Below are 20,997 nucleotides of genomic sequence, written 5' to 3'. Positions count from 1 at the left end.
TATTTACTAACATAGGTTGCACCTCACTTTGTTATAGGATATCTACAGTATACAAAAAAACGTAGGCTTACGCCTACTGACATTCATCTCCCACCTACCGTTGGGCTAGCGTCCTTCACACGCTTGAGGAAGGAGTATTCTGTCAGAAAACGATAAAAAATCTTTCCCTTTCCTCTTTGTTATTAGTGTTGACACATAAAAAGAGGTCCAAACGCAAAAATAGGCTGTGGGGAAGACTTTCTCCACAGCCTGAGAAAACACTTCTCTTAAGATAGAGAAGTGTTTTTCCTTCATTATTGATTAGAGCTAGAAGATTGTGATTTTTTTGCAGCTGATTGTGCATTTTGTTTTTTCACTGCATGCACATCCGTTTCAGTTGCAAATTCTGTACCATAACTAGCATTTGCACTTTGTGTACCTGAAGCTTGTGCTTTCTTTGCCTCTGCTTGTGCATTTGCTTGTTTTACTGCTTGTACATTTGTTTCAGTTGCGAATTCTGTACCATAGCTAGCATTTGTGCTTTGGATGCTAGCGCCAGAAGTTGCCTTATTGTAACCTTGTTGTTTTTTGTTCATCTTTCTCACCTCCACAACCAATAATATAACCAATCCATTTAATAGCTATCCTTAATTTTATTTTTAAACTTCCGTATATTATTTCAGTATTCATTCAAACTACATATTATGGAGATGAAAGTATGTATATAGGACGAGATATGACTAAACTAACCATGCTTGTGAGAAATAAATGGAAAGCGAACTCTCTGAATCATCTTTTTCACTTAACTTAGTGTCCAGTTTAGTGTACCATCTCCAATCGCTGCGTAATTTTTCTGTCTAACTTTTCGGGTTCAGTTCATTATATTTTCTACTTTGTCTTTATATACAACATACTCTTTCCCATCTACTACTGCTACCACCGCAAATTCATCTTTGGGATTGAATGAAAGCCAGTCAGCCCACATGTTTGTATTTGGTCCTCCGCCCCACATATTATGAACAGTGTTTTTAGTTAAATTCATAACTTTATAAGACGCATTTGGTGCATTTGATCCAGTCTTTATTTCAAATGTATATGCGTTATGAATTTTTTTATAAAAGTAGAAAACGCTTGATGGACGAAGCTGATTCATAAAATCCTGTTCTTTTTTCTCTGCAATTTTTATCCCTTCTTGTAATGTGACAACATCTGTTCGTAATGTTTTCCAACTGTCTTTCGCTGCATTCAAGTTAGGGATTAAGAATTTATATCTATTTTGATCAACTTTTTGATCCGCTTTATCAATATGTCCCAGTACGCCCGCATATCGAGAGTCTAAATCATCCCATTGCGTGGACATATAAGTAAGAGCAGTAATAGCATTATCAATCGCACTATGCATATCACTAATATTATGAAACGCAACTCCTACTACACGATTTAATGTTATTTTATAATCTACATTCTGGCGTAATTTTGCTAATTCCGGCTCTAACCAGCCTAACTTACCTCTTGCATCACCTATCATTATCCCACCAGCAATCAATGTGGGAAGAAAGGGGATTTTCACCATGTCCAATCCCTTAGATTCTATATCTTTCTGATAGTTTACTTGCCCTAAAAGGTCCTCTAGACGCTTTTGATCATCCTCAACCGCAGCTCCTTGGCTTTTTAAAATAGACTGCAAGGTCTCTTTATGGCTTCCAAATACTCTAACATCTTCTCCAATAGCATTTTTAAATTTAGTTAATTCTTCTATTAATACTTTTGCAGACTTTTGATTTTGTTGAATTTCCCCCCGTAAATCTGTAATCCCTTTTTTTAAAGTATCTCCATTCCCAGTATTGATTGCCTCTACTAATGTTTCATAATGATTTTCAAATTTTGTATCGTATTCAATAATACCTGTCAATGTATCTAAAAGCTGTTTTTTTACTTTCGTATTCCATGAAACTGCATGTTCTCTTGCATTCTTTTGATCTTGTACAATTTTACTAGGTAAATCTGCATACCCATTAATAGTAATTCCTTCAAAACTCACATCTGGATTATTAATTAGCAAATAAGAATATTCATTCATAGATTTTACAAATAACCCAGCATCTTGCACAGTTTTTTTCATCTGTTCTTCATTTGCTGAAAGAGACATATCTCCATTGTTAGTTTGTTCAATTTCACTTGCAAAGGCTGCTACTGGTGTGACTGCATAAGTAGTTGTCATAGTTAAAAACGCTGATACAGCGAGTATTTTATACGGAATTTTTTTCATCATTTCATATTCCTCCGATATAAGATTTGATTTCAAGTTCTATTCTTCTTTAAAAACGATGTCTTTCGAAATGGGTTATACACCTTTTATAAGTATCATCCTTACTTTCTTTAGCAGCCTTTAAATCATCAAGTATTAAAAAGAATCTATGTTGTTGCCTAGAGTCGATATTATCAAGCAAATCTTTATAATCTGTCCCATATTAATCGGTTCTGTTGCAAAGTTTTAAAAAACAAGTAAAACTGCACGGTTATCTTTTTATTTGGATGAAAATTATATAAGTGAAAGGCGAAGTCTTTAATGAGACTCCGCCTTTCTGGTATATAAGGATTTATTAATTGTCGCCTTACTATTTAAGAGTGTAATCATAGACTCTCTATGTTTTAGGCCACTTTGCAACAGAATTAATATTTCCCTATTTTTGTGGCGTAACAGGTTCCACTTTTAATTCTTTTATTCCTTCTTTTAATGTGACCGCATCTGTTCGTAATGTTTTCCAACTGTCTTTAGCTGCATTCAAGTTAGGTTTTAAGAATTTAAATTTATTTTGATCCGCTTTTTGTGATGCAGTCTCAATATGTCCCAGTACTCCTGAATATTGAGAATCTAAATCATGCCACTGCGTGGACATATAAGTAAGAGCGTTAATAGCATCATCCAGTGCCTTATGCATTTCATTAATATTGCTGTAAGCAACTCCAACTACACGATTTAATGTTACTTTATAATCCACGGTCTGACGTAATTCTGCTAATAAAGGCTCTAACTTACCTAAATTATCTCTTGCTACGCCCACTATGATACCGCCAATTATCGGTAGACCCAAAATGGCACCCTTCATTACATTAAATCCATCAGATTCTAATTGTTTATAATAGTTTACTGATCCTAATACTTCTTCTAGACGCTTTTGATCGGCCTCAACATCTGCACCTTGGTTTTTTAAAATCGACTGCAAGAGATCTTTATTGCTTCCAAATGCCCTAACATCTTGTCCAATAGAGTCTCTTAATTTAGTTAATTCTTCTATTAATTGTTGTGCATACTTTTGATTTTGTTGAATTTCACCTCGTAAATCTGTAATCCCTTCTTTTAAAGTTTCTCCATCCCCTGTATTAATCGCATCTATCATTGTTTCATAATAATTGTCAAATGTTGTATCATATTCAACAATACCCGTCAATGTATCTAAAAGCTGTTTTTTTACTTTCGTATCCCAAGTAACAGCATGTGCTCTTGCATTCTTTTGATCTTGTACAATTCTACCAGGTAAATCCACATATCCATTAATATTAATTCCTTCAAAGTTCACATCTGGATTTTTAATTAACATATAAGAATAGGCATTCATAGATTTTGCAAATAATCCAGCCTTTTGCAAGGTTTCTTTCATCTTCGCTTCATTTGCAGAAAGAGCCGTATCTCCATTGTTTGTTTGTTCAATTTCACTTGCATAAGTTGCTACTGGTGAAACAACCGAAGTTGCTGTCATAGTTAAAAGAGCCGATGCAACGATTAATTTGTACGGGATTTTTTTCATCATTTTATATTCCTCCAATATAGGTTATGATTTTTAAATTCTATTCTTGTTTAAAAGCAATATCTTTCGAAATGAATTCTGCATCTTTATGAATATCATTCCAACTTTGTTTAGCAGCCTTTAAATCATCAGGTATCAACGAGAGTTTATGCTCTTGCATTTGGTCGATATTATCATACAAATCTGTATAATTAGCCCCCATTTTATTCCATTGTTGTTGAATATTCGTTAGAGACAGTATTGCTTGATCCACTGTCTGATACAGATATGCCAAAGTGTCTTTCGCGTTAGTAAGCGAAATAACAGCTTGGCTAGCGAGATCAGCTTTCATACTTAATTGTCCGATTTTGTTAGAAATTTCGTTATAGGAGTCCATATGCTTAGATGCCGTGACACCAGCTGCTGTTCCTAAACCAATTCCAGCTGCACCAAGAGCTGTAAGGCCACCAATAACAGCCGGTGTTGCTGTACCGCCAGTCACAACAATTACTACCGCTCCTGCAATAGCTCCAATAACTAAAATGGCTGCTCCTAATCCACCGCCAATTGACCATGCTAATACATTGTCAAAATGTTCTTTCTGAGTAGAATGTAGCTTCTCAATTTCAGCTTGAAGTTGTGGAATTAGCGCTTGTTGACCCGCTAATAGTGCCGTTAATCCACCTTTTCCATCTGGGCCGCCTACATTATTTTTAAAATCTGTAGAATTTGTATATAGTTTTGTTTTGAAGTCCTGTAACATCTTAATTACTTCTGTAACCTCTTTTGAATTTGTATTAATTGTAGTGATTAAATCATTTATACCTTCTTTTAAGCCTGCCTTATCTTTCTTTTGTGCAGTATCTACTAATGTGTCGTAATAATTTTGAAATTGTTCATCGTAATTTACAATATTACGTGCTGTTTTTTGAATCTTTGGTTTCGCTGTATCTAGCCAATAATTCGCATTGATTCGCGACAGTTCCTGATTAAGGTGAATGTTTTTGATTAATTCTCCTCCTTCTGAACCTAAATCAATATTGGACAGATTTACATTTGGTTGTTTAATCATTGTTTTTGCGTATAAATCCATTACAAGAATATGAGATCCTGTTTCAGCCAATGCTTTCTTCAGTCCTTCAGGCCCTAATGCATAATTCCCTACTTTTTGTTCTTGACCAGTCGTTTCTTGTGCAAATGCATGAATAGTGTTACCGGTAGTAGCAGTTATAACCGTTGCCAGAGTAGCTAAAGTCAACACTTTAAATGGAAATTTTTTCATAACTATTCTCCTTCTCATTCTTTCGCTAGATTCTTATAATCTTTTTAGATTTTCAAAAACATAATATTAAAATTTATAGACCTGTTCTTCAAGGTAACTTATTACATTTTTTAATTGTCTTAATGTATCTTTTTGAGACTGTTGGTTAGTTGTATCAACATTAGTAGATAATTTTGTAAGGCTATTTTTTATTAGACCCAAATCTTCCTTATAGTGCTTTAGTAGGTCAAGTTCTACATCTACTTGATTTGCAAATGTATGTAAATCATTTTGCATAATAAGAAGCATTGATTTTTGTAAATCTGCTATTTTTAGGTTCTTAGTTAAATCATAAAATTTTTGGTTTTGTGTCTCTAAATCTGCTAAATGTGTTCGCTGTTCTGCTGTTAGTTTATTTACTTCAGCGAAAGCACTATATGTTTTCTTAATTTTTTCAGGGTCAATAACTTTCGTAAGGTCATACTCTTTTGTTTTTGCAACTGCAGCTGCAGCTATTTCAGCTTGTTTGCTTTTCTCAATTGCTTCACGGGCTTCTTTTTTGGCAGCTTCAATCTCTAGAGCAGATTTACCCTTTTCTTTCGCTTCTTGCTCTGCTTTTTTCTCTGCTTCTAAAATAGAGTTGTTAATTTCTTTTCCTTTGTTATACGCTGCTACTGCTGTTTGAGCAGCAGGTTCAATGATATCTTTTGAAAGGTTATAGACTTCTTTGAAAATAACAAACCCTTGTTCATTTAAAGCTCCTGGTAATAATGCTATTTGTTGTAAATCATTTTGAATAGATTTTTGGGTATTTTGTAATTCATTTTTTAGCTGATCTATTTTCCCTGTTCCATCTGAACTTAGTACACCCTGTGCTTTTGTTACATCCATATCAAGATCTTGAAGTTTTTTATCCAGCTGTAATTTAAGATCTGTTAATTCATTAATCTGTCTTTGTACGTTTTCTTGGTTCGTCATAGTCATATCTTGAAGAACTTCAAGTCTATCCAAAAACCCTTCTTTATCTTCTTTATTGTCTACAAACGCTTTTAATGTTGGATAATAGCTATTAAATTTAGTTACAAACCCTTTACTTTTTGAATTTACTAGAATTAAATTTGGATAAAGTTCTGATGACCATTCCTTCATATCTTGCTTGATTAGGGATTGATTTGTATTTAAAGCTGGGACTTCTGCTAGCTGTACATTAGGGCTCATTAAACCTTGATCAATATATGTTTGGATTAATTTAGATTGTGCACCTAATTTTCGTAATGATGAGGATATATCCATGCTTTCCTGTTGAGTTTCTGCATGAACGATTGGTGTTGCAAGAGTATTGATAGGAATAGTCGCCCCAGTTACAATTGATGTTATAAAAAGTCCTGTAATTATTTTATTTTTCATTCCGTACACCCCTTTACTATTGTCTATTTACAATCTTATACATACATCTTGAACGACCTAATGCTAGGCTCTTTTTTTCACATGCTCGAGGAAGGAGAAATCTTTCAGATAGAGTGTTAAACCTCGTTATTATTTACTTCTCATAGAATGTAAGGATATTATTTACTTTTAATTTGAATATTAAGTTTCATAAAAGTAAACAATAGAATTTCATCACCTATATTTGAATTAACTGCCCAATGAATAGTATAATATTTATTTTTCTCTTGAGTTGCTGTTTGACTTACAAGAGCCCAGATAGATAAACCCATTGCTCCTACAGCTATCCCTGTCATGACTTTTTTAATAATATAATAATTTCATAATATCTCGCCTAGTTTTGTCGACAAGGTCCTACAAGATTACAAAAGATGAAATTATACTGTACATTGCTTATACTTATATTGCGGAATAAAATCACTTTTGCTATGTAGAAACTTAAAACACTTTTTTTACAAATGTGATACTTTTGAGATTCTAAATTCTCCTCTAAATTAACTGAGCATTAAGTTAATTCAAATCGACATAATATTACTTTCAACTTTACTGCACATTTATTAGTGCAATCTTCTCCCCCCTTGAGTGGTCATACCAATTGCACCTTTATTAAAACATTAAATTTTTAATACGTAAATAGTAGAATTTTGTCGATTATATCCAATAATTTAACTATTAAGTATTAATACGAGCGAGAATGTTATACTTATAAAATGATTTTTTAATATAATTTAAGTAATTATAGCAGTTACAACTTGATTTACTTAGTTAAAAAGGGGTTATTTTAAATATATATAAAATAGCTAATATAATTTGATTTTTGTTTAATATAATTTAATCACACTCTGCATATCGATCCCCTTTATTTAAATATGCATAATTACATACTTCTCCATAACAAAAAACAACAAATAAACAACAAACTAAAGATAAATAAACAACAAATAAAAGACAAATAAGCAATAAATAACAATATTCCTAAAAAACATGTCGTTATTTGTTATTTTTCGTTATAAGATGTATAACGTAATATGGAGAAATGAATTATCCGAAAGAATTCTCCTTCCTCTTACCCCTAGCTTCGCTTCACCCCAGCCACTACGCTCACATCCAAAAACAAATATATCTGCCTTATAAAAATATTGTCTATACATGAAGCGGATAAGCTTCATGTATAGGCAATATTACATATTAATACTTTAGGAAGTTATAAAATAAAGAGGTGACTTTTAAATGTATAATGAGTCAATATATTATCCTTATATAAATTATGATCAATACTTCGATCGTCAATTCCCTGGTCTTCAAATTCCTGGTTTACCAGGGCCATCAGGTTTTCCAGGTGGACCAGGTTTTCCGGGTGGACCAGGTTTTCCGGGTGGACCAGGTTTTCCAGGAGAACAAAGTTCACAAGCCCCAACATCTCCTCCCCCATCATTTATTCCTCAACAATCAACAGCTTCACCATTTGCTGTTGATCCAGGAGCAATTTCATTCTGTTTATTTCGAAACACCTATATATGGCTTACAAATGGTGAACAGTTTTGGTATTATCCGATTTTTGTAGGACCAAGATCTGTTACTGGTTTTAGATGGAACGGTAGGTTTTGGATGATTTTTGGAATTGATACAAGAAGGATTAGTTCATTTACATGTTTTTAAAAATTGTAGAGTAGCAATAAAGGTTTAATTATATAAACAAAAGAGGTATTTGAATGACAAACTTTCAATCATTTGAGGGTACAATAACTATGATTAACGATTTTGTAACAGGATCAAATGAAGAAATAGGATGTAATAAGTTAATATCCGTAAATAATGGTTATGGAACTCTAATAAATTTTGTAGTGAAACCAAATACTTATTTTATTGACTACGCAACAGTAGTAATAGGAGATAAAATAAGTGGATTTTACGATGCTAACGCTCCTGTTCCTCTCATTTTCCCACCACAATTTCAAGCAATTGTTATGGCTAAGTATACACCGCATCAAAATGTAAAAGTAGACTATTTTAATGAACAGTTGGAGAGTAGTGATGGAAAATTAAAATTAAATATTTCTCCTTCTACTCAAATTTTATTAACAAACGGTCAATTTTTTACAGGGAATCTTGTGAATCGAAATTTAATAGCTATTTATGGTCTTACAACAATGAGTATACCAGCTCAAACTACACCATATAAAATCATTGTTTTGTGTTAAAAGGGATACAGACCGATGCTCATCAAGCTAACAAAAAGAAACACCCCAGTATTGACACTCCCACCCCTAAAGGGGCCGGCTGACTAACGCCAGTGGGATTCTTGCTACCAAAGGCGAAGTCCATTTCTGGTATCGCTGACGTGCAAGATTGCGGTGTGCCATCACCACTCCCACAACAGACCATATAGGTTCATGGGCTACGGTACTGTGACCATACCGTACAGATTGTTGGTTCTCAAATGTTTTTACGTCTTTTGCATGACGACTTAATACATTTTACGGAGTAGAAGAATTTGCTACCCCAACCTCATATGTATTCTGTTTTCAGAGAACAGTCGTTTTAGAGTCTTTTGCATGACTATAAATAAAGTATACCATGTTTTGCTATGCAAAAACGCTGCTTTCATCCCACGTCTAAAGACGGACTAAAGTCCTGCGTGGGCTTTCGCGCATCGTAAATTCTGTAAAGATGAGATTTCACTTTAGAAATTGTCTTAGCGTATAAAATTCGGACTTATCTTAATCTCAATGTGAGAACTATTGGATTATCAATGGTTCTCACATTGTTTACATGTATTCAACGAAAGTTTGGTTTCTTCTTCAGACTCAAGCATATAAACACGCTTTTACCTATTAAAAAGTCGATTATCAACGTAAGCCCCTTCGGTTCAATATAATTCATAAGGTGTTCCGATGTATCCGGTTCTGGTGCAAAAAGGTGATAAATAAAAAAGGTTTTTGTTGCGAAGTTTCTCAAGAGATAAACATTTAGACAGTACATTGACAGCAGATTCTATTATTTTTTCTTCATCATTTTCATTTGAATTCAGTAGGGAACCAATTATCCCTAACAGCATTTCTTAATCCTCCGCAATTACAATTTGAATCATTTAAGTTTTCTCCTTATCGGGCATCTACTACTTAAACAAAGACTCCCCTTAAATCAAGGATTATTAAGGGGAGTCAGCCATAAATGATGAAATTATAGTTCGGATTTCACTTGAATAGAAACATTGTTTTTCGCTAAATATTTGACGTCTTTAAAGCTAACAAAATTGTTGTTTTGCTCATCCCATAGACGAAAACGGATTGACCGCAGGCTTGTAGCAAGAGTAATCGTTGGTACATTTTTTAAAGGAAGTGTATTATTGTGTGCCTCTTCTAGTTTATAGTTAGGTACCCTTGGACTTAAATGGTGAACATGATGAAATCCAATATTACCAGTAAGAAATTGCAGGAGTTTTGGAAGTTTATAAAAAGAACTTCCTTCCACTGCTGCTTTCACATATTCCCACTCTTTATCTTCTTCAAAATAAGAATCCTCAAATGTGTGCTGTACGTAAAACAGCCAAATACCTACTGAACCTGATATTAAGAATATGGAACCTTGTACTAAAAGAAACGATTGCCATCCGAGTGCCCAGCAGAGTAACCCTACTAAAGCAACGATTAAAACATTCGTCAAATAGGTGTTCATGCGTTCCTTCTTTCTGGCACCTTTTCGGTTAAATCTATTTTTAAGCAGGAAAACATAAATCGGACCTAATCCAAACATAACCAATGGGTTACGATAAAAACGATATGCTAAACGGTGTCTAAGTGGTGCTGCCAAATATTCATTCACTGTAAGGGTCCAAATATCTCCTGTACCTCGCTTATCCAAATTACCACTTGTAGCGTGATGAATAGAATGCTCATGCCCCCATTGATCAAACGGGAATAAAGTTAAAACACCCATAAATGTCCCAACTATTCTATTTGCATGGCGACTTTTAAAAAAAGAATGATGGGTACAATCATGAAAAATAATGAAAATCCGTGTCAAAAACCCAGCGGCTATCACAGATGGAACTAATGTTAACCAATAAGAAACGGACAGGCTTTTATAAGCAAGGTACCATAATATAATAAATGGCACTATTGTGTTGATGATTTGCCAAATACTTTTTTTTGTCGTTGATTTTTCAAAAGGAGCAACTTGTTTTTTCAGGTTTTTAGTATTTTGTAAGGTCATTTTTTCTAATTCCTTTCCTTTATGTTGCTAATTCATATTATAACAGAATAGAATCGATATTGTTAGTAGTAGGTATTATGTGTAGGGAATAAAAATGTCATATACAATCAAAAGGTTCTGTTGCAAAGTTTTCTAAATGAAACTACACTCTAGAAAAAAGGAACGAGGAGAATCACAAATGCGATATTTTAAGGGGAAACAGTTCAAACGAGATATTATTTTGGGAGCCGTTTTGCTTTAAGCTATCGTGATGTCTCTGAAATTCTGAAAGAACGTGGTATTTCGGTTCATCCCACAACCATTATGTGTTGGGTTCATGAATATGGGAGCTTGATTTATCAAATTTGGAAGAAGAAAACGAAAAACACCCACTTGTCTTGGAGACTAGATGAAACCTATATAAAAGTCAAAGGGAAATGGTGTTATTTATATCATGCGATTGATATAGAAGAGCACACATTGGATATTCGACTTCGTAAAAAGCGAGATCATCAGGCCGCTTATGCTTTTATGAAAAGACTAGTGAAAATGTTTGGAGAACCAACGGTTCTCACTACAAATAAGGCGCCCGCATTACTTTGTGCGTTTAAGAAATTACGGGAAAAAGGCAATTTTTTGGTTAAGAGATCGCCTTTTTTTATGGGTTGAAACTTCCTTAACGTTGTAAACCCTCACTTTCCTGACGGTACCCCACATGCCCATCCACTTAAGATTTTGAAATACCCCCAAGTGTAAAAAAAACGTTATTTTCTAAAGTTAATGAATTTTCAAAGCTCAATTTGTTTTTTCGTTATTTCTCAGTTACTTAATTTTCACAAAAAAGGCTATCTTCTTGCTTATGCACAGGATAGCCTTCTTAATTATTAATAAGTTGGAACAGCCTTTACAAGCGGTGAGAACTTATCTTCATAGATACCTTAGCCTTTAAGACTATATAAGTCCAACGATTATTTTTGATTTTTAATAACTACTTCAATCACGGTTAGCGATTTTCTCGGTTTAATATTATCCATAATAGACGTACTACCAGCATTTTAATGAAAATATACGCTAAGCAAATTTCTTATGTGCAGTCTTTTTATGTTATTAACTACATCTCTCTAAAATACGAGCTAATTCTTCATGGTTTGTTTGCATAACCCAATGCCCACCTCTTTGAATAGAATATATATCCCATTTTCTCTCCTTTGCTATTTCAGCTGATTTTTGAAAAATAGGAGCCATTGGCCAATTTGCTGGATGATCAAGAATTTCTATATATGTATGTGGGATCCCATTTACTTTCGAATTATTCATTTCAATTGATTGTGTAAATGCTAATAGTGGCATTGCAACTCTTCTTTGATCTGATGCATTTCTTGGAATAATACGCCATCCGTCTCCATGAACCTTTACTTCTTCTATAAAATGTGAAGACATTTCCGGTCCAGAAATATCCATTACAGAATCTCCGTTATTTGGAATCATCGCATCAATATACACAATATTTTTAATGCTCTCTGGATTAATTTCTGCAACTCCCGTTATTACCATTCCAGCATAGCTATGCCCGACTAAAATAACCTCCTTTAATTTTTCATAATGAATAACGTTCACAATATCTTGAATATATGTTTTTAATCCTACACCCGGATGTGCAAGATGCTCTCTTTCTCCGAGTCCAGTTAATGTAGGTGTATATACTTCATGCCCCTCTTTTCTCAACTGTGTTGCAACTTCTTTCCAAACATATCCACCATCCCATGCACCGTGTACCAGTATAAATGTTGCCATAATATATCTCCCCTCTAATACATTTAAATTTCACATTTCCAAAATCCATTATAATACATTTTTACAAAATTGACCTTTTAGGAGTAACCTTATATACCACTTAGCTTAAGAGATTTTAATACCCTCAAATACAAAAAACGTTATTCTTTTTGTAAAAATATACAGGTAGAATGATGTTTTTTACAAAGTTTTCGATTCACAGTGAACTACAATTATTTTCTGAAGAATTATCGGAATGGAACAGTAAAAACAGTCTCAGTACATCAGGGTTGATTTAGAACACATTTTGGATACCTTAAAAAATGCACTTTATTTTATCTTTATCTTATCTTTACCTTATCTTTAAATTTTTCTATTAAACTTAACATCTAGAAGAAAAATTTCGAGTCTAAAAAAGCAGGAAAATAGAGGATTATTGCATCTTTTGTAAATAACCAACTACCATTGAAAATGGAATTTCTTATACAAGGAGGAGTAATATTTGAAGAATAAGAGAAAAGTACAAATTATTATATTATTCTTTATTAGTATTTTAGGATTGGGAACAATAATTTGGATACTATATTTTAATTACAAAACCAATACTCATAAAAATAAAGTGCTTGCTACCGAGAAACGTTTATTGCAATATGAGCCCATCATGAAAAAAGAATTAGAAAAATATAATTTAGAAGAGAAAACAACACTTTTGCTAGGAATTATGTACCAAGAGAGTAGAGGTGAGGGCAACGACCCTATGCAGTCTTCCGAATCACTTGGCTTAAAGCCAAATGAAATTCAAGAGATAAACTTGAGCATTAAACAAGGGGTAAAACACTTTGCTCAAATGTATAAATATGGAACAGAAAAAGGTGTTAGCATGGATACAATTATTCAAAGCTATAATATGGGGCCAGGTTATATTGATTTTATTGCCAATCAAGAAGCTAAACAACACTCGGAAGATTCAGCTAAAAGGTTTTCTAAGATGAAAGTTGATCAGAATCCAGCTACATACACTTGTGGTGGAAATAAACAAAATTTTAGATATCCTTATTGTTATGGTGATTTCACATATACAACAATGGTGAATGAAAAAACAAAACTTATTGAAGAACGTCTCCAAAAAAAATTAAAAATGTAATTCGAAGGATTTTAACGAATTTACCGAAAGAATTCTCCTTCCTCAAGCGTGTGAAGGGCGCTGGCTCAACGGTAGGTGGGAGGTGAATTTCGGTTTGGCATAGCCAAAAACTTTTGATAAACTGGCTACATGAAATTCTTTGATAACTTGATATATGAGGTTGCAGGAAGAAAATAGAGTGCGAAAACCAAGCCATTCGGTTCCTGCGTAAAATATCAACCGTACCAAAAGAGCGTCCAAGCATTGGACATCTAGGGTTGGAACACTCCGAAGTAACGCTCAGGGAGATGAAAGGTTGCTTTCGTCGTGGAACTAAAAAGCTCCCATTTCAAGCTTTGCTAAGTGGCGAGTAGTTCACTGTAAGAACTTTAAGATTCATATAAGAAATCTATTAAATTAGAGCGTATTGATTCACGTACTCTAAGAATAGAAGGTGAAGCCCCTTTTTTTATTTGGATAGCATCCTATACCGATTAAACTAAAAAATAGAGACCCCGCGAAAACTCGAAAAATAAAAGGTACAGGCGGATCAGCTATTAATTCATAAATAATTTATTAAAAATAGTTATTGCAAACAAAAAAGTATTCTAGTAGAATATGTTTTATTATTAATTAAATACATAACTAGAAAATATTTGTATAACCCCAAGAATATGGCTAGGGGGTCTCTACCGGGAACCTAAAACTCCTGACTACAAAAAGCATAATAAGTGCTTTGTAGTCAGGAGTTTTTTGTTTATAAAAGTACTCTAAACAGAAAGGAAACGATAAAATGAATTTTAAAGTTTTTATCTTAGCTTTAGCAACCGTTGCAGTAGGTCTTGTCGAACTTGTTGTCGGTGGTATTTTACCAGACATCGCTCAAGACTTTAATATTTCTTTAAGTTCTGCTGGGCAATTAATAACAATTTTTGCATTTATTTATGCAATAACTGGACCTATCTTACTGATTTTAACAAGTAGAATTGAAAGAAAGAAATTATATCTTTTCTCCCTCTATGTATTCTTAATTGGAAATGTACTTACTTATTTTAGCCCTACTTTTTCTTTCATGATGTTATCCAGGGTAATAACTGCTATGAGTACAGCTTTAGTTGTAGTACTTTCACTTACTATTGCAGTAAAAATTGTTACACCTTCTCATCAAGCAAAAGCTTTAGGACTAATCTATATGGGGATTAGCTCATCACTTGTTTTAGGTGTACCATTAGGAATATTAATTTCTAACGTTTTTGGCTGGAGAATTATATTTTTATGTATTGCAGTTCTATCCGTCGGTTCAATCATTTTAATCTCGATATTTCTAGAAAAAATCCCAGGTGAAGAAAATAAAATTCCATTACTTGTTCAATTAAAAGCCGTATGTAGCCTAAAATTAGGATCTGCACATTTAGCAACATTGTTTATGTTAGCTGGACATTACACCTTATATGCTTATTTCACCCCTTTTTTAGAAACAAATTTCCAGATGAATCCTTACTGGATTAGTATATGCTATTTGATTTTCGGATTAGCTGCGGTAAGTGGAGGAGCCATCAGTGGTGTGGTTTCAGACAAAATAGGCGCTTCTAAAAGCATTATAATAATAATTACAATGTTTGCTTTAACACTTTTCTTATTACCTTTTACAACAGTTTCTCTTATTTTATTTATTCCGGTAATGATAATTTGGGCAGCGCTAAGTTGGGGAATAGCACCACCACAGCAAAGCTATTTAATTCAAAGCGCTCCAAAAACATCAGATATTCAACAAAGTTTTAATAATTCAGCTCTCCAAATTGGAATTGCTCTAGGGTCTGCAGTGGGTGGTTTTAGCTTAAATCAAGTACAAAACATATCCCAAATGGCTTGGGTTGGTAGCAGTATTATTGTCCTCTCCCTCATTTGTGCTATTTTTTCTTTAACTAGATTGCATTCTGAAGGAGAAATTAATAATACACAGGTTTAATAACCTATTTCCACCAAAATATCATTATTATAAGATTAGTGATGATACGCTGGTTATATATAATGGATCCCTTATTAGGGTTCTGGTGCAAAAAGACTGCCGTTTGCTTTTAAGTTGAAGTTTTACAATTAACAATTTCCGTGTTCAACTATCTGACCCGATTATTAAACATGAAAAAATCCTACGTATTAACACAGGATTTTAATCAAACTTTATTATAAATGATCCATATTTTTTATAAATAAACGAACTTTGTTTTAAAAGGTCAATCTTTTTTATAAAACCACACTATCCCACTTTAAAAATGACAAAAATGATTTTAAGTCAGTAATGTAGGTATTTTGAAAGTAAAGAAAGAGTCTTAATTTAAACGAAGCCGAAATCTGATCTCTGATTTCGGCTTTTCGACATACGATGAATTACAAATTATATTCAAAATCGCATAAAATGAAAAAATTTTCATAGGAGTAATTTAAGCATGCCTAGACTTTGCAGCAGAATCCTATTTAACGTTTTTATCTCTTTTTCTTATAAAAAAATATGCAGTAATCCACGAAGTAATAGGAATAACCAAAGCTATACCGATTCCAGCGCAAAATATAGTTATCAACTCGGCACTAAATACTTTTGAATTTACAACTTCCCCAATTGAATAAGATAAATCTTTAAACCATAAAAACAATGCTAGATAGCTTCCAGCGAAAGCGAAAAATAATGTATTCGAATTTGACCCTAATATATCCTTCCCAATACTTATTCCAAATGTAAATAAATCTTTCCTACTGATTAATGGATTGTGATTTAATCTTTCTCCCATTGGAGATGCAATAGAAATAGCAACATCAATAATCGCACCTATTGTACTCATGATAATTACAGCAGCTCCAATTTTACTAAAATCTACTCCAATATGAAGGGAAAATATGCTAAGCTCCTCTATTTCTTCTTCACCAAACCCCTGAATCATAGTCTTTTTTGTCACTATAACAATAAAAAATAGTAAAATCATAATAGTGATAATAGTGGAGATAAATGCAGCTATTGTTTTAAGGTTTATTTCATTAATGTAGAACAGAGTAATAACACTGATTATCGTACATGCAATCATGGATATAACAATGGGGTTGGAACTCGGATCTGACATAAAAATTATAATCAGAAAGATTACACCAAAGTTTAGAAATAAGGCAATAAAAGATCGTATTCCTTTTTTTCCACCAATGAGGGTCATCAATATAAATAAAATGACTGTCAGTAATACTAATACATTCATAATCTTGCCTTCTTTCGATTAATAAAATAAATGGTTGTATATAGACCTATCGGAATCGTTAACGCAATTCCAATACCACCTGCTAAGGCTCGAGTTAATTCCAATGAAAGGTTTATAGAAAGCGTATAACCCAATGGGGACGCATTCTTCAAAAATAAAATAATTATCGGAATAGAACCGCTTATGTACGCAAAAAATAAAATGTTCGTCATGGATCCCATAATATCTTTTCCAATATCCATACCCGATGTTTTTAGCGCCTTCATTGAGATGTTATTATTTTCTTCATATAAACCAAAGATAGAAGAAGACATTGTAATAGCTACATCCATTACGGCTCCTAAAGAGCCAATTAATACACCTGCCATAAACACCTCTTTATAAGGTCTAGTTAAAAATTGCATTTCTTCATATCTAAGTCCTTTTTCAGCAGTTAACCATATTATAAGGTAGGTAATTAACAATGAAATAAAAGTTCCTAGTATGGTGGAAAAAATAGCTGCAAATGTTTTCTCGTTAAAACCATTAGTAAGTAATAAAGAAATAAATATAATTAAAATGACACTTACACTGCATATTAGTAATAAATTGCTATTTAACGTATGCAAGTAAACATCTAATGCGTATGATAATAAAACAACATTGATTGCCAAACTTATAATAGAAAAAAAACCTTGCCTTTTTCCAATGAAAATTAAAACGAAGACAAAAATCCATCCACTAATCAAAACATATTTATCACGTTTTACATCTGTTATATCTCCAGTTATCTTTACGCTTTTTTCTGTGCCCTTATGAATTGAAACAAACAATTCATTTCCAACATGATATTCTTGATCATATCCACCGGATAAGGAATATTCATTAACTAAATGGATAAGTTGTCCTTTTTCTTTCCCGTTTTTTAATTGAGCTACTATACTCTGAGTGTATATCTTATCGAGATTATTGTTCCTGTCTGAAATTTCGGACGAAGACTCTAATTTAGTTTTGATAACCTTGGCTATAGGGCTTTCATAATATGAATAATTGTGATGAACAAAAATAATTGAGGCCGAAAAGCAGAGTAGTAATATGGTATAAAGAAGAATTTGTTTCCGAGTTATTCTTTTTAATTTATGTAGCACAGTATCCAAAACAAAACCTCCAACTATTTAATAGGATAAAACAAATAAAAATTTAAGATATATTGTTTGCAGGTGTCTTCAGAGAAAAATATGTCTAAAGGCATTACGTGAGGACAAGCTTAGTATATTAGTATGACAAGGATATTTTGGGTTTGGTACAAAGCATTAAAACTTTGGTTCTGCTGCAAAAATATTAGTTAGAAACATAGAGTAGCAATTTTCTCTTCATTTCTATCTTATGAAGCTAGCCCAAACAATGTATGAATACATTGTTTCTGGTTTTGCACAGAATTGTCCGATAAAACGCGTTGCCCCTTTTTTAGAGTCATACTATCAGTATGCCCAAGTTTAGGAGATTACTTGCAAGAGTTTTGAATTTTTTGCACCAGAACCGATTTAAATGTATCCATGCAAAATTACATAATTATTACTTTAATATTTATGTATAATAATAGAGAACTACTCAACATTTTTCTTTAAAGTCAGATTTTCAATCTATAACTACCTAATGAACTCAAGTAAAGTATCTTAAAAGATAAAAAAGACGCTAAAAAAGCGTCTTTTTTATAAGGACTTTTACTACTTTTTCACTTCCGTACATTAAATGAAAACATAAGTCCTTTTATCGTATTGAATATATATTTTGTATTTTACTTTAGAAAATAGGATGCAGTTATATAGAGTCTATTGGATAGGGCCTAATAACTCAATAATTTCTTCAGCTTTTGGATTTTTAATGCTGTAGTAAATCTCTAGACCTTGTCGATCTCCTTTTAAAACTTTCCCTCTCATTTTAGATAAATGCTGGGATACAGTTGATTGTGGGAGTTTTAAGATTTGGGTTATTTGTGTTACATTTAATGTTTTATGTTTATATAGTTCATTAATTAGTTTTAAACGCATAGGATGTGCCATTAATTTTAAAAGTTCAGCATCTTCCTCTAAATTCATGTACTCCATTTCATGATCTACAAATATCGTCATAGTAATTCCTCTCCTTTTACTATTTGTTTTAATGTAGTTTAATCTTTAAATTACATAATATTCTTATGTTTAGATATTGATTATATAATTTCTTAATTAAATTATATAATTTGAATATGTGCTATTTATGGAATTTATATGTGTTTAATATGAAGTTTTTGGAAGCGTTTACCAGAATGTAATTATATTTTTGATTTAAGAACTATACATGATAAAATACACTTCTAAATGAACAGAATAAAACAAAGAAGCTGACTTATTTTCAAGTTTGCTTCTTTGTCTCCATATCTAATTTACTTCTGAACATATATTGAAACAGAGCCCCCATTTACATGGAACTGCCCCCATCCATCTTTATTAATCGTTACAGTATTTGTTTGATTGCCCGTAATATCGTACCATATTTCCTCTGCATTGTTCTTTCCAACATTCATCCATTTTGATCCTCCTGGTCCATCAGAGATTAATGTTGCTAAACCAGAATTAGCATGTATACTATCCCCTTCTCTTGTCCAGCCAATCACATCTGGATGGTCTAAATAATCATGTTGCGTACCATATGCAAAGTTTTTTCGTGCCATCAGAATTGGATCAATTTTATCCTTTAACGTTGGAATTTCATAACTACTATTTCCATTTGTGCCATAGTAATCTCCATAAAAAACAGAAGGATACCCCTCTGCACGTGTTAAAATAAATGCATAGGCCAACGGCTTAAACCAAGGACTCACAACAGATTCCAATGACTGGCCAGGCTGAGAATCATGATTCTCAACGAGAGTAACAGCTAGTGTAGGATGACTTTCTACTACCGTACCCTTTAAAATATTCCTCATATCATAATTTCCATTTCCTGTTGAAGCATAATGAAAATTATAATGAAGGGGCGCATCGAACACAGATTGATTATAATTTACTTTCCCTAAATAATTGTTTAAAGCACGAATATCATTTTGCCAATATTCAGCTACTGTAAACATTTCCTTCCCCGTTTGCTTTCTAACATGATTTACCCAATCGCGGAGATATTCATGATCAATATGTTTAACTGCGTCTAAACGAAAGCCATCTAAATTTAATTCATCCGCATACCAGGTTCCCCAATTTTTCATTTCATTTGCAACATCAGGATGATCGAAATCAAGATCTGCATACATTAAATAATCATAGTTACCATTCTCACTAGACACTTCCCAGTCCCAAGCTTTACCTACGCCTCTAAATTTATAAATTCTATTTAATTTCCTTCCTTCATCCCAATCTGTTCCATCAAAATGATACCATCTCCATTTAAAATTAGAATAGGAATCCCCGCGTCCTGGAAAATCAAATCCGGTCCACGCATTTATTTGATAATCATCTGATGTTTCAATATTTCGATTATTACGATCTACCTCAACGGCTGTTACAACCTCAGTATAATCTGCCCCACCTTTATGGTTCATAACAATATCACCGTATACATCGATATTTTGATTATGTAAAGCCTTAATTGCAGATTTTAATTGTGCTTTTGTCCCATATTTTGTCCGTACCGTTCCTTTTTGATTGAATTCTCCCAAATCATATACATCATACACTCCATACCCTACATCATTTTGTGAAGTTCCTTTATATGCGGGTGGTATCCATATAGATGTAATTCCTTTATGAGCTAAATTTTCAGCATCAGTACGCAAACGATTCCAATGTTCCCCATCATTTGGCACGTACCACTCGAAATACTGCATTAAAGTTCCATTGTTCACTGTAGCTGCATTTGCTTTATTTTCTCCATATATATTAGGGGAAAATAAAGCAAATAACAAACATACTGCTATTACTCTTTTCAATAAGTTCACACCCTTCAATATTTACGAAAACGTTTTCATTATCCATTAAAATTATTATACCCGTTCTAATTTTAGTAATCTAGCATACTTTTAATTTTTCACACTATTCTTTTTGAATTGATTCAGTCCACTTTCCTTAAAGAAATAATATTTATCTAAATTACCTAAAAATGTTTTCGAAAATTAATACCTAAAATAAAAAACCAAGATAACTTCCTAAAATCATATTGATTTTTCTTTGTTAAACA

At 32.8% G+C, this 20,997-nt stretch carries 15 protein-coding genes, 2 pseudogenes and 1 riboswitch; of the genes and pseudogenes, 6 read left to right on the top strand and 11 right to left on the bottom strand.

Features of this window, described 5'->3' with window-relative positions:
* Positions 1–293: 293 nt before the first annotated feature.
* The 5 genes from ACTFQM_RS26770 to hblC all read right to left on the bottom strand — a co-directional run bounded on the left by ACTFQM_RS26770 (position 294) and on the right by hblC (position 6,435).
* Positions 294–575, bottom strand: a complete 282-nt coding sequence (locus tag ACTFQM_RS26770; protein ID WP_440036961.1) for a gamma-type small acid-soluble spore protein — start codon at positions 573–575, stop codon at positions 294–296.
* A gap of 275 nt (positions 576–850) precedes the next feature.
* Positions 851–2,251 (bottom strand): hemolysin BL regulatory component HblB, encoded by a 1,401-nt coding sequence (hblB, locus tag ACTFQM_RS26765; protein WP_178939414.1) that lies wholly within the window; start codon positions 2,249–2,251, stop codon positions 851–853.
* Between the two features lie 412 nt (positions 2,252–2,663).
* Complete coding sequence (gene hblA, locus ACTFQM_RS26760) at positions 2,664–3,791, bottom strand: hemolysin BL binding component B (RefSeq protein ID WP_440036959.1); 1,128 nt, start codon at positions 3,789–3,791, stop codon at positions 2,664–2,666.
* Positions 3,792–3,828: 37 nt separating this feature from the next.
* On the bottom strand, positions 3,829–5,049 hold the full coding sequence (gene hblD / locus ACTFQM_RS26755; protein ID WP_002175240.1) for a hemolysin BL lytic component L1: 1,221 nt from the start codon (positions 5,047–5,049) through the stop codon (positions 3,829–3,831).
* Positions 5,050–5,115: 66 nt separating this feature from the next.
* A complete protein-coding gene (hblC, locus tag ACTFQM_RS26750; protein WP_440036957.1) occupies positions 5,116–6,435 on the bottom strand; it encodes a hemolysin BL lytic component L2 in 1,320 nt (439 codons plus the stop codon).
* A gap of 1,269 nt (positions 6,436–7,704) precedes the next feature.
* On the opposite strand from hblC, the gene ACTFQM_RS26745 reads away from it, so the two are divergent.
* Together ACTFQM_RS26745 and ACTFQM_RS26740 are read left to right on the top strand one after the other, a co-directional pair.
* Positions 7,705–8,133: a collagen-like protein gene (locus ACTFQM_RS26745; protein WP_440036956.1), complete on the top strand. Its 429-nt coding sequence runs from the start codon at positions 7,705–7,707 to the stop codon at positions 8,131–8,133.
* 53 nt (positions 8,134–8,186) lie between these two features.
* Positions 8,187–8,675 (top strand): hypothetical protein, encoded by a 489-nt coding sequence (locus ACTFQM_RS26740; RefSeq protein WP_048371934.1) that lies wholly within the window; start codon positions 8,187–8,189, stop codon positions 8,673–8,675.
* 982 nt (positions 8,676–9,657) lie between these two features.
* Here the strand turns inward: ACTFQM_RS26740 and ACTFQM_RS26735 are convergent.
* Positions 9,658–10,689: a fatty acid desaturase gene (locus tag ACTFQM_RS26735; RefSeq protein ID WP_440036955.1), complete on the bottom strand. Its 1,032-nt coding sequence runs from the start codon at positions 10,687–10,689 to the stop codon at positions 9,658–9,660.
* 178 nt (positions 10,690–10,867) lie between these two features.
* Here ACTFQM_RS26735 and ACTFQM_RS26730 point away from each other — a divergent pair.
* A pseudogene (locus ACTFQM_RS26730) lies at positions 10,868–11,298 on the top strand (IS6 family transposase); the annotation flags it as partial.
* A 477-nt stretch (positions 11,299–11,775) separates the two neighbouring features.
* On the opposite strand, the gene ACTFQM_RS26725 reads toward ACTFQM_RS26730, so the two are convergent.
* Entirely contained in the window at positions 11,776–12,462 is a 687-nt protein-coding gene (locus ACTFQM_RS26725) for an alpha/beta fold hydrolase (RefSeq protein WP_440036954.1), read from the bottom strand.
* Positions 12,463–12,943: 481 nt separating this feature from the next.
* On the opposite strand from ACTFQM_RS26725, the gene ACTFQM_RS26720 reads away from it, so the two are divergent.
* The 3 genes and pseudogenes from ACTFQM_RS26720 to ACTFQM_RS26710 all read left to right on the top strand — a co-directional run.
* Entirely contained in the window at positions 12,944–13,585 is a 642-nt protein-coding gene (locus ACTFQM_RS26720; RefSeq protein WP_440036952.1) for a lysozyme family protein, read from the top strand.
* A 615-nt stretch (positions 13,586–14,200) separates the two neighbouring features.
* A riboswitch (purine riboswitch) is annotated at positions 14,201–14,300 on the top strand.
* A 57-nt stretch (positions 14,301–14,357) separates the two neighbouring features.
* Positions 14,358–15,533: an MFS transporter gene (locus tag ACTFQM_RS26715; RefSeq protein WP_440036951.1), complete on the top strand. Its 1,176-nt coding sequence runs from the start codon at positions 14,358–14,360 to the stop codon at positions 15,531–15,533.
* Between the two features lie 365 nt (positions 15,534–15,898).
* Positions 15,899–15,979, top strand: a pseudogene (locus tag ACTFQM_RS26710) (IS6 family transposase); the annotation flags it as partial.
* A gap of 56 nt (positions 15,980–16,035) precedes the next feature.
* Here ACTFQM_RS26710 and ACTFQM_RS26705 read toward each other — a convergent pair.
* From ACTFQM_RS26705 to amyS, 4 genes are all read right to left on the bottom strand, one after another.
* Entirely contained in the window at positions 16,036–16,806 is a 771-nt protein-coding gene (locus ACTFQM_RS26705; protein WP_440036950.1) for a YibE/F family protein, read from the bottom strand.
* Entirely contained in the window at positions 16,803–17,942 is a 1,140-nt protein-coding gene (locus ACTFQM_RS26700) for a YibE/F family protein (RefSeq protein ID WP_440036949.1), read from the bottom strand. The genes ACTFQM_RS26705 and ACTFQM_RS26700 overlap by 4 nt, the downstream gene beginning before the upstream one ends.
* A 675-nt stretch (positions 17,943–18,617) precedes the next feature.
* A complete protein-coding gene (locus ACTFQM_RS26695) occupies positions 18,618–18,917 on the bottom strand; it encodes an ArsR/SmtB family transcription factor (RefSeq protein ID WP_098304293.1) in 300 nt (99 codons plus the stop codon).
* 293 nt (positions 18,918–19,210) lie between these two features.
* The gene (gene amyS / locus ACTFQM_RS26690; protein ID WP_400560603.1) at positions 19,211–20,758 is read right to left on the bottom strand and encodes an alpha-amylase; all 1,548 of its coding nucleotides are present in this window, start codon (positions 20,756–20,758) and stop codon (positions 19,211–19,213) included.
* Between the last annotated feature and the right edge of the window lie 239 nt (positions 20,759–20,997).

The organism is Bacillus cereus group sp. MYBK30-2 (assembly GCF_051915945.1).
GTDB classification, from domain to species: Bacteria; Bacillota; Bacilli; order Bacillales; family Bacillaceae_G; genus Bacillus_A; species Bacillus_A paramycoides.
Note: the sequence above shows the minus strand (reverse complement) of the source record. Positions and strands in the feature narration are given on the sequence as shown.